This window comes from Massilia sp. PWRC2 (assembly GCF_049896725.1).
In the GTDB taxonomy this organism is placed as follows: domain Bacteria; phylum Pseudomonadota; class Gammaproteobacteria; order Burkholderiales; family Burkholderiaceae_D; genus JAFCUW01.
The window spans coordinates 1,051,226-1,063,481 of the sequence record NZ_JAFCUW010000001.1; the positions used below are offsets into that span (position 1 = coordinate 1,051,226).

The 12,256-nt window shown below is 61.8% G+C and carries 15 protein-coding genes and 1 tRNA gene; all 16 read left to right on the forward strand.

Going from position 1 to position 12,256, the window contains the following annotated elements; genetic code table 11:
* The first annotated feature begins 42 nt into the window (after positions 1-42).
* The 16 genes from mutL to ACP7BZ_RS04715 all read left to right on the forward strand — a co-directional run bounded on the left by mutL (position 43) and on the right by ACP7BZ_RS04715 (position 12,167).
* Positions 43-2,004, forward strand: a complete 1,962-nt coding sequence (gene mutL, locus ACP7BZ_RS04640; RefSeq protein ID WP_426110462.1) for a DNA mismatch repair endonuclease MutL — start codon at positions 43-45, stop codon at positions 2,002-2,004.
* The gene (locus ACP7BZ_RS04645) at positions 2,004-3,251 is read left to right on the forward strand and encodes a multidrug effflux MFS transporter (protein ID WP_426110463.1); all 1,248 of its coding nucleotides are present in this window, start codon (positions 2,004-2,006) and stop codon (positions 3,249-3,251) included. Before mutL ends, ACP7BZ_RS04645 begins: the two co-directional genes overlap by 1 nt.
* Positions 3,248-4,225 (forward strand): tRNA (adenosine(37)-N6)-dimethylallyltransferase MiaA, encoded by a 978-nt coding sequence (gene miaA / locus ACP7BZ_RS04650; RefSeq protein ID WP_426110464.1) that lies wholly within the window; start codon positions 3,248-3,250, stop codon positions 4,223-4,225. Before ACP7BZ_RS04645 ends, miaA begins: the two co-directional genes overlap by 4 nt.
* A 73-nt stretch (positions 4,226-4,298) precedes the next feature.
* A tRNA-Met gene (locus ACP7BZ_RS04655) sits at positions 4,299-4,375 on the forward strand.
* 164 nt (positions 4,376-4,539) lie between these two features.
* Complete coding sequence (locus ACP7BZ_RS04660) at positions 4,540-5,820, forward strand: tyrosine-type recombinase/integrase (protein ID WP_426110465.1); 1,281 nt, start codon at positions 4,540-4,542, stop codon at positions 5,818-5,820.
* A gap of 18 nt (positions 5,821-5,838) precedes the next feature.
* Entirely contained in the window at positions 5,839-6,555 is a 717-nt protein-coding gene (locus ACP7BZ_RS04665; protein WP_426110466.1) for a hypothetical protein, read from the forward strand.
* Positions 6,556-6,668: 113 nt separating this feature from the next.
* A complete protein-coding gene (locus ACP7BZ_RS04670) occupies positions 6,669-6,899 on the forward strand; it encodes a helix-turn-helix transcriptional regulator (protein ID WP_426110467.1) in 231 nt (76 codons plus the stop codon).
* 285 nt (positions 6,900-7,184) lie between these two features.
* On the forward strand, positions 7,185-7,589 hold the full coding sequence (locus ACP7BZ_RS04675; protein WP_426110468.1) for a hypothetical protein: 405 nt from the start codon (positions 7,185-7,187) through the stop codon (positions 7,587-7,589).
* Positions 7,586-7,813, forward strand: a complete 228-nt coding sequence (locus tag ACP7BZ_RS04680; RefSeq protein WP_426110469.1) for a hypothetical protein — start codon at positions 7,586-7,588, stop codon at positions 7,811-7,813. The genes ACP7BZ_RS04675 and ACP7BZ_RS04680 overlap by 4 nt, the downstream gene beginning before the upstream one ends.
* Positions 7,810-8,175, forward strand: a complete 366-nt coding sequence (locus ACP7BZ_RS04685) for a hypothetical protein (RefSeq protein ID WP_426110470.1) — start codon at positions 7,810-7,812, stop codon at positions 8,173-8,175. The genes ACP7BZ_RS04680 and ACP7BZ_RS04685 overlap by 4 nt, the downstream gene beginning before the upstream one ends.
* Positions 8,172-8,492, forward strand: coding sequence for a hypothetical protein (locus ACP7BZ_RS04690; RefSeq protein WP_426110471.1), 321 nt, complete (start codon positions 8,172-8,174; stop codon positions 8,490-8,492). Before ACP7BZ_RS04685 ends, ACP7BZ_RS04690 begins: the two co-directional genes overlap by 4 nt.
* Positions 8,489-10,060 carry a YfjI family protein gene (locus ACP7BZ_RS04695; RefSeq protein ID WP_426110472.1) on the forward strand — a complete coding sequence of 524 codons (1,572 nt, stop codon included), beginning with the start codon at positions 8,489-8,491 and terminating at the stop codon, positions 10,058-10,060. The genes ACP7BZ_RS04690 and ACP7BZ_RS04695 overlap by 4 nt, the downstream gene beginning before the upstream one ends.
* 2 nt (positions 10,061-10,062) lie before the next feature.
* Complete coding sequence (locus ACP7BZ_RS04700) at positions 10,063-10,566, forward strand: hypothetical protein (RefSeq protein ID WP_426110473.1); 504 nt, start codon at positions 10,063-10,065, stop codon at positions 10,564-10,566.
* Between the two features lie 151 nt (positions 10,567-10,717).
* On the forward strand, positions 10,718-11,080 hold the full coding sequence (locus ACP7BZ_RS04705) for a hypothetical protein (protein ID WP_426110474.1): 363 nt from the start codon (positions 10,718-10,720) through the stop codon (positions 11,078-11,080).
* A 9-nt stretch (positions 11,081-11,089) separates the two neighbouring features.
* A complete protein-coding gene (locus tag ACP7BZ_RS04710; RefSeq protein ID WP_426110475.1) occupies positions 11,090-11,461 on the forward strand; it encodes a hypothetical protein in 372 nt (123 codons plus the stop codon).
* A complete protein-coding gene (locus ACP7BZ_RS04715; protein WP_426110476.1) occupies positions 11,439-12,167 on the forward strand; it encodes a hypothetical protein in 729 nt (242 codons plus the stop codon). The genes ACP7BZ_RS04710 and ACP7BZ_RS04715 overlap by 23 nt, the downstream gene beginning before the upstream one ends.
* Positions 12,168-12,256: the final 89 nt, after the last annotated feature.

Consider the following 12,256-nt stretch of genomic DNA (forward strand, 5'->3'; position numbering starts at 1 on the left):
TACGGCGCCTCGGCGTGGTCGGGCACAGGCTATAATCGGGCCATGAACGCCGCCGCCCCCCTTCACACCATTCCCGCTTCCGCCACCGCAGTCACCGCCGCGCCGCGCCCGATCCAGGCGCTGCCGGACCAGCTGATCTCGCAAATCGCCGCCGGCGAAGTGGTCGAGCGGCCCTCCGCCGTCGTCAAGGAGCTGCTGGAAAACGCCCTCGATGCCGGCGCCACGGCGATCACCGTGCGGCTCGAAGAAGGCGGCGTCAAACGGATCGCCATCACCGACAATGGCCGCGGCATCGCTGCCGAGCAGCTGCCGCTGGCGCTGGCGCGCCACGCAACCTCGAAAATCGCCTCGCTGCACGACCTGGAAAACGTTGGCACGCTGGGCTTTCGCGGCGAAGCGCTCGCTTCGATCGCCTCGGTTGCCGCCGTCACCATCACCTCGCGCACGGCCGACGCCCCCCATGCGTGGGAGCTGAGCGGCTCGCATCTGGGTACGGTGGCGCCATCGTCCGGCCCGCACGGCACCACCATCGATGTGCAGGACCTGTATTTCAATACGCCGGCGCGGCGCAAATTTCTCAAGTCCGAACAGACCGAATATGGCCACTGCGCCGAGGTGGTGCGGCGCATCGCACTGGCGCGGCCGGATGTGGCGTTTAGTTTGTCGCACAATGGCCGTACCATCGACCACTGGAAAATCGGCCCGATCGACAAGCGCAGCGCGCACATTCTCGGCAGCGACTTTGCCGAAGCGCGGCTGGCGCTCGACGAAGCGGCCGGTCCCTTGCGCCTGCACGGCTTTGCCGGCCTGCCGACGGCCTCGAAGGCGCGCGCCGATGGCCAGTTTTTTTATGTGAATGGCCGCTTCGTGCGCGACAAGCTGCTCATGCACGCGGTGCGCGCCGCCTACCAGGATGTGCTGCACGGCGACCGCTTTCCCTCCTACGTGCTGGCGCTCGACCTCGATCCGGCGCTGGTGGACGTCAACGTCCACCCGTCGAAGATCGAAGTGCGCTTTCGCGACAGCCGCGCCGTTCACCAGTTCGTCTTTCACGTGGTCCAGCGGGCACTGGCGCAAACCTCGGCGACCGCGCACGGCAGCGTGCCGGCGCCGCTGCCGGCGGCCGATGTGGGCGGCGCGCTGGCATCCGCCGATGGCGCCAGCTGGCGCCGCGAGCACCAGCAAACCTCGTTCGGTGCGCAGTTATCGACGCCGTCTTCGGCCACCTTTTCACCGTCGCCGTATGCGTCGGCGGGAGCAGCGCGCTACCAGCCCGGCGTGGCGCAGTCGGCCGAGGCCTATGGCGCCCTGTTTGCGGCTGCGGCCCCGCTCAACCACCGCACGCACGATGCCATGACGGCGCCGATCACGCCCTACAGCGCGCCGCTCCACGCCAGTTCACCCGCCGACTACCCGCTCGGCTTCGCCCTGGCGCAGCTGCACGGCATCTACGTGCTGGCGCAAAACGCCAAGGGCATGGTCCTGGTCGACATGCACGCCGCCCACGAGCGCATCCTCTACGAACAGCTGAAAACGGCGCTCGACGCCCAGGTCGATGGCCAGGACATGCAGGTGCAGGCGCTGCTCATTCCCGTCACCTTTTACGCCGACGCCATCGAAGTGGCCACCGTGCAGGAACAGCAGGCGACCCTGCAGGCGCTCGGCTTTGACATCGCCGTGCTGTCGCCCACCACGCTGGCGGTGCGCGCGGTGCCGGTGCTGCTCAAGGGGGCCGACGCGCAGACGCTGGCGCGCGACGTGCTGCGCGACGTGCGCGAGTACGGCGGCTCGCGCGTGCTGATCGAACGGCGCAACGAACTGCTCGGCACCCTGGCCTGCCACACCGCCGTGCGTGCCAACCGCATGCTGTCGGTACCGGAAATGAACGCCCTGCTGCGCCAGATGGAAGCGACCGAACGGGCCGACCAGTGCAACCACGGCCGCCCTACCTGGGTACAGCTGGAGATCGCCGCGCTCGACAAACTGTTCCTGCGCGGCCAGTGATGCAGCCTGTCGTCCCTGCCGGCGCTGGCCGCCTTGAGCATATTGAACCCATCGCCGCCTACGCCCATGCGCCGATCCTGCTGCTGATCATCGGCTCTCTGATGCTGCAGCCGCTGTCGACCGATTTGTACCTGGCCTCGTTACCGGGGCTGGCGTCGACCTTCCAGGTGCCGGCCTCGACCGTGCAGCTGACGCTGTCGCTGTTCGTCGCCGGCTTCGGTGGCGCCCAGCTGATCATCGGTCCGCTGTCGGACCGCTACGGCCGCCGCCCGCCGCTGCTGGCGGGCCTGTCCTTGTACGTGCTGGCCAGCGTGCTGTGTGCAGTTGCGCCCGGCATCGGCCTGTTGATCGTCGCCCGCTTTTTGCAGGCGCTGGGCTGCTGCTCGGCCATCATCATCGCCCGCGCCATCGTGCGCGACGCCTATGCGCCGGCCGACAGCGCGCGCGTGATCGCGCGCGCCTCCAGCTGGCTGTCGCTGGCGCCCCTGCTGGGCCCGATCGTCGGCTCCTACCTGCAGGTGACGTTTGGCTGGCGCGCCGCGTTTGTCGCCCACGCCGTGCTGGGTGCGGCGCTGCTGCTGGCCGTGCTGCTGCGCCTGCCGGAAACCAACGCGCACAAAAATCCCCGTGCCACTGAACTGGCCGGCCTGCTCGAGAACTTCCGGCTGGTGCTGGGCGCGCGCGCCTTCTGGGCCAGCGCGCTGCCGGGGGCGCTGTCGTATGGCGCCATTTTTGCCTTCATTTCCGGCTCGTCGCTGGTGCTGATCCGCGTGCTGGCCGTGCCCACTGCCTGGTTCGGCTACTGCTTCGCTTTTGGCGTATCGGGCTACCTGATTGGTACGCTGCTGTGCCGGCGCATGCTGGGCCGCTACGGCCAGGCCAGCACGGCGCGTATCGGCGGCGCCGGTTCGCTGGCGGCCGGCGTGCTGTTTTTGGCGGCGATTGGCGCCGGCGCCGTCCACTGGTCGCTGGTGGTGGCGGCGATGTTTTTTACCATGCTCGCGCACGGCATCAATTTTCCGATTGCCCAATCGGGTTCGGTGACGCCATTCCCCCAGCAGGCTGGCACCGCGGCCGGCCTGATGGGCGCGCTGACCATGGCAGTGGCCTTTGTCGTCGGCAGCATCGTCGGCGCCACCTTCGATGGCACCCTGCGCCCGCTGGGCTGGACCGCCGCCGCGCTGGGCATCGCCATTTTTACAGCGGGGCGCCTGCTCGGCAGCGCACCGCCGCCGGAGGCGGTATGAACGGCGCGCACAACACACGACCGCCGCTGGCGGTGGCCATCATGGGACCGACGGCGTCGGGTAAAACGGCCGCCGCGCTGGCCATTGCGCGCGCGCTGCCGGCCGAGATCATCTCGGTCGATTCGGCGCTGGTGTACCGCGGCATGGACATCGGCACGGCCAAGCCGAATGCGGCGGAGCTGGCCAGCGTGCCGCACCACCTGATCGACATCCTTGACCCGCTCGACGCCTACTCGGTGGCGCAATTTCGCCTCGACACCTTGCATCTGGTGGCCGAGATCAGCGCGCGCGGCAGGCTGGCGCTGCTGGTCGGCGGCACCATGATGTATTTCAAGGGCCTCAGCGAGGGCCTGGACGAGCTGCCGACCGCTGACGCGGCGGTGCGCGCCCAGCTCGAGGCCGACGCCGCCACCGCCGGCTGGCCGGCCCTGCACGAGCGCCTGCGCCAGGTCGACCCCATCACGGCAGCGCGGCTGGCGCCCAACGACGCCCAGCGCATCAACCGCGCGCTGGAGATTTATCTGCTCAGCGGGCAGCCGATGTCGTCGCTGCTATCGGGCCGCGGCAAGCTTGAGTTGCCGTTTGCGCTGCTGCCGCTGGCGCTCGAGCCCTCCGAGCGCGCCGTGCTGCACGGGCGCATTGCCGTGCGCTTCGAGCAGATGCTGGGCCAGCGCGACGACGACGGCCTGGTGGCCGAAGTGGCACGCCTGCGCGCGCGCGGCGACCTGCAGCCGCATTTACCGTCGATGCGCTGCGTCGGCTACCGCCAGAGCTGGGACTACCTCGACGGCAGCATCGACCGCGCCACCCTGCGCGAGACCGGCATCATCGCCACCCGCCAGCTGGCCAAGCGCCAGCTGACCTGGCTGCGGGCGATGCCGGAGCGGCAGGTATTCGACTGCATCGGCGCCGACCCGGCACCGGCCATGCTGGCGCAGATCGAAGCGGCGCTGACAGCGCACGCACGCGCGTGAGAACGGTGGGTAAAACTGTTTGGCGCGTATCCTTGACACATTCACTGAAAATCTGGATAATGCCGGTCTGTCAGGTGATATAGCTCAGTTGGTTAGAGCACAGCATTCATAATGCTGGGGTCGGTGGTTCAAGTCCACCTATCACCACCAAAAACACGGCAAAGTATGACCAAGTTTGCCTAGAAACCCCTAAGAAATCAAACGCTTAGGGGTTTTTTTATGCCTGTAGCGCCAAAGTTTGCCCATTGACACCCATGTTTTTTGGGGGCAGTCTTGGGGGTCGGCCATGCCCCCAAAGACTGGATGCCCCCAAGATGCCTAAAATCGTTGTCCCTCTTTCCGATAGGTCGATCAAGAACGCCAAGCCGCGCGAGAAGGCCCACAAGCTGGCAGATGGTGGCGGCCTGTACCTGGAAGTGATGCCGACTGGGGCCAAGCTTTGGCGCATGAAGTTCAAGCAGGCCAACGGCAAGGAAAGCCGGCTTGCCTTCGGCGCGTACGATGAAGTGTCATTGCTCGATGCAAGGGGCAAGCGAGACGCTGCGCGTAAACAGGTGGCGGCTGGCGTTGACCCCGGCCAGGCGAAACGCATCGACAAGCAGCACAAGGCCACGGCTGCCGCAAACACGTTCGAGGCGGTAGCGCGCGAGTGGCATGCGAACAAACTGGAAAGCTGGCAACCGCGCACCGCCGCCAACATCATCCACCGGCTTGAGGTCGACATATTCCCGCTGCTCGGCAAACACCCTATTGCACAGATCAAGGCACCAGTGATGCTCGACGTACTTCGCCAGATCGAGAAGCGCGGCGCCCTGGACATGGCGAAGCGGCAGGGCCAGGTATGCGGCCAGATATTCCGCTATGCGATCGCTTCAGGCAAGGCCGACACAGACCCCGTGCCCAGCCTGCGGGGCGCCCTCAAGCCTACTTCCAATGGGCACCATGCGGCCATCACTCCAGACGACCTACCAGACTTCCTGCGCGCCTTCCAGAAGATCGAGGGGCGCATGTTCGTGCCGACCAAAGTCATGTTTCGCCTGATGATGATGACGTTCGTGCGGACGAGCGAGCTCACGGAAACGCCGTGGTCCGAAATCGACCTGGTGAACGAGTCTTGGGTCATCGACTGGCATCGGATGAAGATGGGGAAAAAGAAGATGAACCCGCGCAAGATCAACCACCATGTATTCCTCCCGCGCCAAGGCTGGGAGCTTCTGCGCGAGCTGTACGAGATCACCGGCGGCAATACCTACCTGTTCCCCAACATGCGCGACCACACGAAGCCGGCCACGAACTTCGGCATCCTGGCGGCGCTCAAGCGCATGGGCTATGCGGGCAAGATGACCGGCCACGGCTTCCGCTCGCTGGCTATGGGCGTCATCAAAGAGCGGCTGGGCTATCGGCATGAGGTGGTCGACCGTCAGCTCTCACATGCCTCTGGCGACGCCTACGGCGAGGCCTACGACCGGGCCATGTTCCTGGACGAGCGCCGCGTGATGATGCAGCAGTACGCCGACTACCTGGATGCAGCCGCCGGCGGCAAGGTCATAGCGGGTCGTTTTGGGCAAACGGCCCAAGAAAATAAAAACAGTTGATCAGCAAGCGAGGGAAACATGAGCGGAAGAAAAATTAAGAAGGTTTTTGGAATTTCTTTAACTGGAAAAATCACGCCTACAAGAGTGGCTCAAGAGGTGATCGGGCGACTTCAGTCAACGTTACAGGAGGGTATTACGGCCGGCACTCTTGATCCATCAACACAAGATCGATTTAACGAACTGCTGAAAAATTTCTCGCTTACCAATGAGCCCGAAAAGATCATCGAACAACATCATAGCCAACTCAGTATATTGACCAAGAGAACCGATAAGGTCAGGCTCGGTGCAGCCACATCAATCGAAATGGGAATCAATTTCTGTTTAAAAGCAATCTATGCTGATGTGCAAAATAAAACTGGCCTTGCCTGGCTATACACGGCTGAAGCCGTCGGCTTTTCTGGGGCGGCATGGGGTTTAGATCAAGCATCTTTTCACTTAGCAGCTACTGCAAAAGCAACCGCCAAATCCGGCGGCGATGCGAAGGCAAATAAAATCGAAGAGTGCAGGCGCGAGTTCTTGAAGATGGTCGATGACCATAACCCGCCCTGGAGCAAAACAAGATCAGGGATAGCTGACGCGATCCTCTTTCTAAAGCCGGAAATCGTTAGATATGCGAAAGATAACCAGAACAGCGTTATAACCGCAAGCACGAATCTTCCCAAGAAATGGCTTGAGCATCACTGGGGCATTGAAAAACGGGCATACAAAAAAGTGTCGCCAAGCAAAATCAAATAGTGCTTTGCACAATCGAATTCTACTAAGTGATGAGTGTTTTTATTTTAAGCATGATCGCCTAACCTTGCCTCTGTCGGCCCATTACGGCCTTAATACGACAGACAGAGGCAACTATGGCACAGCACACAGAAACACCCAGTAAGACCCTGCCAGCGGACGGTATGAGCCGCTGGAACCAGATCGCCCCATTCTCCCCGTTCAGCCGCGAGAAGTTCCGCCAACTGGTCATGGCAGGCAAGGCACCGCCAGCACATCGCCTATCCGAGCGTTGCACCGCATACCAGAACCGCGAGCTGCACCGCTTCTTCGCCGATCCAGTGAACTACCGGGTTGAAAATAAATGAGCGGCGCCGTCATGAATCGCTTGACGCGCGCGCTGGCGCTGGTCTATTCTGGCTTCGCTGCGGAAAAAAACGCAGACGAGTTTGGAAGCTCGAACTACACGAGGCGGACGACCGCTACCAAGCGGTATTTTTTCGTCCATGCTATTGCATCTCCTATGAGCGGCGGTGGCGGGGAGGCTTCGGCCTGCCGGTTTCCTTGTGTACCGGTCTTCCAACCTCGCCACTTGCTGCTCTCCCCGTTTGGAAGCGGGGCGTGCGGTTCTTCACCACACACAGGAGGCCATCATGCCTAGCACCACCCACGCCCCAGGTACGTCCGTACCGACCACATCCCCACACCAGCAAGAACAACTCTCAGCACAACGCAAAGCGAACGACGCCGCCGCTTGCGCCCTCATGTTCGACATCATGAGCCCAGCCTGGCCACCATTCGCCGGCGGCGCCCAGGTGGCCACCAGTGCTTTTTCGGTTGACCAGCTCATGCAAGCCGCGTTCTTCAATGGCCGCACCCCGCGCAGCGCCGAGTACAAAGCCGGCACCCGCGCCGCGCTTGAAAATCGCATCGAGCGGAAAGACATGATCCCGCCTTACCAGGCCGGCACCACCGAGGCCGACGCTTACTTTGCCGGCATCGAAGAGGGCAAGTCCATCTGGCGCGCAGCTGTCGCCAAGATCGGCGGTCAAGCATGATGACCGCAGTTAAGTCCATATCGGTCGACACCGTTACAGCTTCCGACCTGGCGGACGACATCATCAATGCTGTCGAGATACTTGGCGACCTGCTCAATCTAGCCTTGCGCGAATGTGTCAATTCTGAGGATGCAGGCAATGCAGAGTCGGCCATCCGCGCTGCGCGGCGCTATGCCGAAGATGTGCATGCAATTGCAACTCGAGTAGTACGAGGTGCAGCATGAGCGCGCGCAACCCTGAATTTAAGAATGTTGACCGTCCGGCCTACGAACTGCCGGCGCTATTGCAACGACTCGGCACCGTTTCATTCTACGCAGCGAATACGGCTGAGCAACGACAAATCGCGGAGGCGGCACGCGACCATGCGCGCAATCTGCAGAGCAATATCGCAGCTGGCATTGATTCTATTGGCCATTTGCTCTATTCGTCCGCCCTCGGCGATACGCCTCCTAACGCTGACCGGCTCCAGCACGTCGGCCTTTTAATTTCACACCTCGCCGTGCAGCTGGAGCACTCAATTGATGCGGCCGGCGAGATGGACATGTTCCTTGACTGGAAGACAGAAAAAAATGGGGCCGCTAAATGACGAACCCACTCCATGTGCTTGAGACGATGGCCGATGCTGGCATGCAGCCGGTGCGCCGCGAGGTATGGCTGGGCCTCGGCTTCAGACCGCCGAAGCGAAACGCCATCGAGATCGACCCGGCGCGTCTGCCCAGCTTTACCGAGTGCTGGCCGGTGGTTGGTCTGGACATCATCCTGGTCTACCACGGCAACGCCACGCGTTACGGGACCTTGCGTGACCTAAGCCATCGCCTGTACGGCGCCAGCCCGCGCCGCCTGCAGTTGATTGACCTCGATGCTGGGCGTATTGCTTTCCTTAAATTGATGGGGGTTTCATGAATGCCATGACCGATGTAAAAAAATTTGCTGGCGAGCCGGCAGCACCAGACCTGGAAACAACAAGGAAATTTGTGAAGGAATCAGTAGCCAAGGCTGCAAAGGCGGCCTGGCCTCCGCTTGAACCCCTCGCCAGGACATCGGAACCAGTGCCGTACCCGGCGGAAGCATTGCCCGCCGTGCTGCTGGCGGCCGTGCGGGAGGTGCAGAGCTTCACCAAGGCGCCGGAGGCGATGGTGGCATGCTCTGCTCTGGCAACGCTCAGTTTGGCCGCCCAGGCCCACTACGATGTTTCGAGGGCGGAACGACTGACTGGTCCGGTTGGCCTATATTTTCTGGTCATCGCGGAAAGCGGCGAGCGGAAGTCCACTTGCGACGGTTTGCTTACCCGGGTGCTGCACGATTACGAGACACAGCAGCAACACGATGCAAGGGTCGAAGTCAAACGCTACGAGGCCGATCATTCAGCGTGGGAGGCCATCCGGTCCGGCATTCTGGAATCGATCAAGCAAGCGGCCAAGAGCGCCAAGGACACCAGTCAATCGGAACTGGCGCTGCGGAGGCATGAGGAAATGAAGCCGGCGCCGCCTCGCGTGCCGCGGCTGATCTACAGCGACTTCACGCCGGAGGCCCTGACCTACTCCCTTTCCACAAAATGGCCATCTGGCGCCGTGATCTCGTCGGAGGCCGGCTCCGTTTTTGGTAGTCACGGCATGGGCAAGGACTCGCAGTTGCGCACCCTGGCCAACTTGAATCAGTTGTGGGATGCCTCGAAACTGACGTTCGACCGACGCGGCGAATCGTATGTCGTCGACGGTGCCCGGCTCACGATGTCGCTGCAGGTACAGGAGTCAGCGCTGATGGACTTCATCGGCCGCACAGGCACGCTGGCGCGCGGCACCGGCTTCCTTGCACGGTTCCTTATCGCCAGGCCTCAATCGACGCAGGGAACGCGCCTTTTCACTGAGCCACCTTCGAACATGCCGGCGCTGGCCAAATTCCACGATCGCATTTTGGGTATCTTGGAAGCGCCAGTACCGATCAATGAGCGCGGCGGGCTAGAGCCGCAAATGCTAGCGCTGGCGCCGGAGGCAAAGGCTGCATGGGTACGGTTCCATGATGAGATCGAGCGTGGGCTGGGCAAAGGCGGCGAGCTGCAGGACGTGCGCGATGTGGCCAGCAAGATCGCTGACAACGCCGCCCGGCTGGCCGCGCTCTTCCATGTAATCGACGCGGGGATCGGTGCCATCTCGGCCGAACACTTCGAGTCCGCCAGCATCGTAACAGCGTGGCACCTGAACGAGGCGCTGCGATTCTTCGGCGAGCTTTCGTTGCCGAGCGGTCTGGCAGATGCCGGCATGCTGGAGGACTGGCTGCTGAACTACTGCAAGATGAACGCCACCGATACCGTCTCGACGCGCACGGTCGCGCAGTATGGCCCCTCCCGGCTACGCGACAAGACCAGCCTGACCGCCGCTGTCGACGAGCTTATCGGGCACGGCCGCGCAGTCCTGATCACCGCCGGCCGCAAGCGTGAAATTCAAATTAATCCTGAACTCCTGGGGGGCTGATCATGGCACTGGCAGATTTGATGAAAAAAGGATTTATCACCTCTGCTACTGCTACTTTGGCTACAGTTGATGCGAAATCCAATGTAAACGCGCCATCTGTAGCGGAAGTAGCGAAAGTAGCAGCGATCGAAGATCAAATACGGAGAGCCGCATTTTCACCTGTAGCAGTTGTAGCAGTAGCAGGCAGGCATATACAAAAACCAGCCTCCGAGGATTGGCGGGAAAAACTGGTCTCTGAATTTATGGAGGTGGACGGCTTGACCCGTCAGCAGGCGCAGGCCATGGCCGCCATATCTGTGCGGCCTCGCACGCCGGCGGAGTGGGTCGAGATGTTTGCCGACCTGGATGCCCTGATCAACGCCTACTGCAGCAGCACCATGGTTAGTGACGAAGCGCGGCAGCACATGCGCGCCTCAAGCTACTCGCGGAGCCTGGCCAGCATCCCTCACGCCATCGACTGGTTTCGATCGCAACTGCGAGCCTTGGAAGCCGACCGCACCGGGTAAATGAGCATGCGGCGTGCACGTAGCGTGTACGCCGCGTAGTACCAACACTCCACGCACCGAGCACGAATCGTGCGCACATCATTCAATCTAAATTGCCCTGGTCCTTGGCGGGCAGTCGTACGCGCGCCGCCAGCGCTAGGCAGGAGAAACCATGAACCGCAACAACCGCCTGTACACCATCGACTCCGATGGAGAGAAGCACTTCACCGCGGCCGGCCTGCTGCTCCAATTCTGGGTACTGTCGGAGGGCTCTGGCCCGGCCCTATCTGATGACGAGCGGCAGCATGCCCGTTACGTGGTCGACAAGGTGATGGATACCTGGCACGACGTGGCGGCCATACCGGCGCCCCGTGGGAGCCTTGCGCGACGCCTCCCCACTGGCATCCCGGCCAGTCAGATGAACGACGGCCAATTGATGCAGGTAATCGACACGATCGAGGAGGCCTGCGCTGCAGTTGGCGCCGCGCTGGTGTTCGAGATCATCTACCCGCTTTATTCGGCGTCGGCTCACTAGCACCACACCATGAGCCTGCAATCCGAAGTCATCCTGCAGATCATCGCCGAGGTCGACCGCATCGACGCCCACGACCATGCGAAGCACTCGCTCAAGCGTTTCATCAACGAGGCATGCCTGGCAGCCGGCATCACCGTTGTCGACCGCTCGGAGCGTGTTCGCTTCGCGCGCCGCCTGCTCGATGAGGGCGAGCCTCGGCCCGTCATTCGCAATCGCCTGATGACCCGCTTCGGCATCCGCAAAACTGCGGCATACCGGGCGATCGACATCGCGCTGAAACTGTCCGCCAACGGACGATTTTTGCGGAAGGTTAGCGCGCAAAATTTCATCACTGGTACCACTCACAAACAGGAAAAAAATGAATACCCGATTTCAAACTGAAGAATTTTTTAGCAAGGCCAAGGAGCTGGGCCTGGTCGATGACATTGACCGACAGCTCGAAGAGCGCAAGAACGTGCAGCGCCTCGCGATCCTTGAAAAAATGAAGGCATTGCCCCCGATTGAAAAAACGGAACTGCCGGCAATTGGCAAGGCTGTTATCGCTGCGCGCAGAGCGCTGGAGCTGGCCGAAGAAGCCTTCCGCGATGCTGATCGAAATTTTAAGTATTTGTCACAACGTTCGTACGGCCTGCAAAACCAGTTCGAAGGCGCCCGCTTGACGTTGGAGCGCGAGGCAAAGGAGCTCGCACCCGACTTCCTGCGCACGGCCTGGGAGGATGCGAGCTTTCTGGACGGCCTTGTGTCTGCGCGGTTCGAGTACAGCACCGAGGCCACCTACTCATATCGGCATGGCCAAGGCTCGATCATCACGAGCAATCACGATGCAATTCTCGCGTGCCGTAACAACATCAAGGCAGCACAGGATCGCTTCATGGCAATGATGCTTGTCGACATCCCGCGCGCGAAAGCGCAGGCAGAGGTGGCTGAGACGTTTTCGAAGCTTGAGGGAGAGGCCTACGCGCTGGGCGTCGTGAGGTCTACATTCGAAGATCGTCGCAAGCCCGTAGATCTGTTGGCGAAAATCGAGGATAGCGTTTATCGCGCGAGCAAAGAGCATGCGCGTCACATTGAAACTATCAGCATCTGATCGGAGCCATCATGCAGCGACAATTAATCCTGAGCCAGTTTGCCAGCACCCCATGGGCAATGGACCAAGCACACCTCCAGAATATGGCG

What these genes read in the sequence shown, in the direction of transcription:
- mutL (WP_426110462.1), top strand. Translation starts at nt 43, where the DNA reads ATGAACGCCGCCGCCCCCCTTCACACCATTCCCGCTTCCGCCACCGCA.
- ACP7BZ_RS04645 (WP_426110463.1), top strand. Translation starts at nt 2,004, where the DNA reads ATGCAGCCTGTCGTCCCTGCCGGCGCTGGCCGCCTTGAGCATATTGAA.
- miaA (WP_426110464.1), top strand. Translation starts at nt 3,248, where the DNA reads ATGAACGGCGCGCACAACACACGACCGCCGCTGGCGGTGGCCATCATG.
- ACP7BZ_RS04660 (WP_426110465.1), top strand. Translation starts at nt 4,540, where the DNA reads ATGCCTAAAATCGTTGTCCCTCTTTCCGATAGGTCGATCAAGAACGCC.
- ACP7BZ_RS04665 (WP_426110466.1), top strand. Translation starts at nt 5,839, where the DNA reads ATGAGCGGAAGAAAAATTAAGAAGGTTTTTGGAATTTCTTTAACTGGA.
- ACP7BZ_RS04670 (WP_426110467.1), top strand. Translation starts at nt 6,669, where the DNA reads ATGGCACAGCACACAGAAACACCCAGTAAGACCCTGCCAGCGGACGGT.
- ACP7BZ_RS04675 (WP_426110468.1), top strand. Translation starts at nt 7,185, where the DNA reads ATGCCTAGCACCACCCACGCCCCAGGTACGTCCGTACCGACCACATCC.
- ACP7BZ_RS04680 (WP_426110469.1), top strand. Translation starts at nt 7,586, where the DNA reads ATGATGACCGCAGTTAAGTCCATATCGGTCGACACCGTTACAGCTTCC.
- ACP7BZ_RS04685 (WP_426110470.1), top strand. Translation starts at nt 7,810, where the DNA reads ATGAGCGCGCGCAACCCTGAATTTAAGAATGTTGACCGTCCGGCCTAC.
- ACP7BZ_RS04690 (WP_426110471.1), top strand. Translation starts at nt 8,172, where the DNA reads ATGACGAACCCACTCCATGTGCTTGAGACGATGGCCGATGCTGGCATG.
- ACP7BZ_RS04695 (WP_426110472.1), top strand. Translation starts at nt 8,489, where the DNA reads ATGAATGCCATGACCGATGTAAAAAAATTTGCTGGCGAGCCGGCAGCA.
- ACP7BZ_RS04700 (WP_426110473.1), top strand. Translation starts at nt 10,063, where the DNA reads ATGGCACTGGCAGATTTGATGAAAAAAGGATTTATCACCTCTGCTACT.
- ACP7BZ_RS04705 (WP_426110474.1), top strand. Translation starts at nt 10,718, where the DNA reads ATGAACCGCAACAACCGCCTGTACACCATCGACTCCGATGGAGAGAAG.
- ACP7BZ_RS04710 (WP_426110475.1), top strand. Translation starts at nt 11,090, where the DNA reads ATGAGCCTGCAATCCGAAGTCATCCTGCAGATCATCGCCGAGGTCGAC.
- ACP7BZ_RS04715 (WP_426110476.1), top strand. Translation starts at nt 11,439, where the DNA reads ATGAATACCCGATTTCAAACTGAAGAATTTTTTAGCAAGGCCAAGGAG.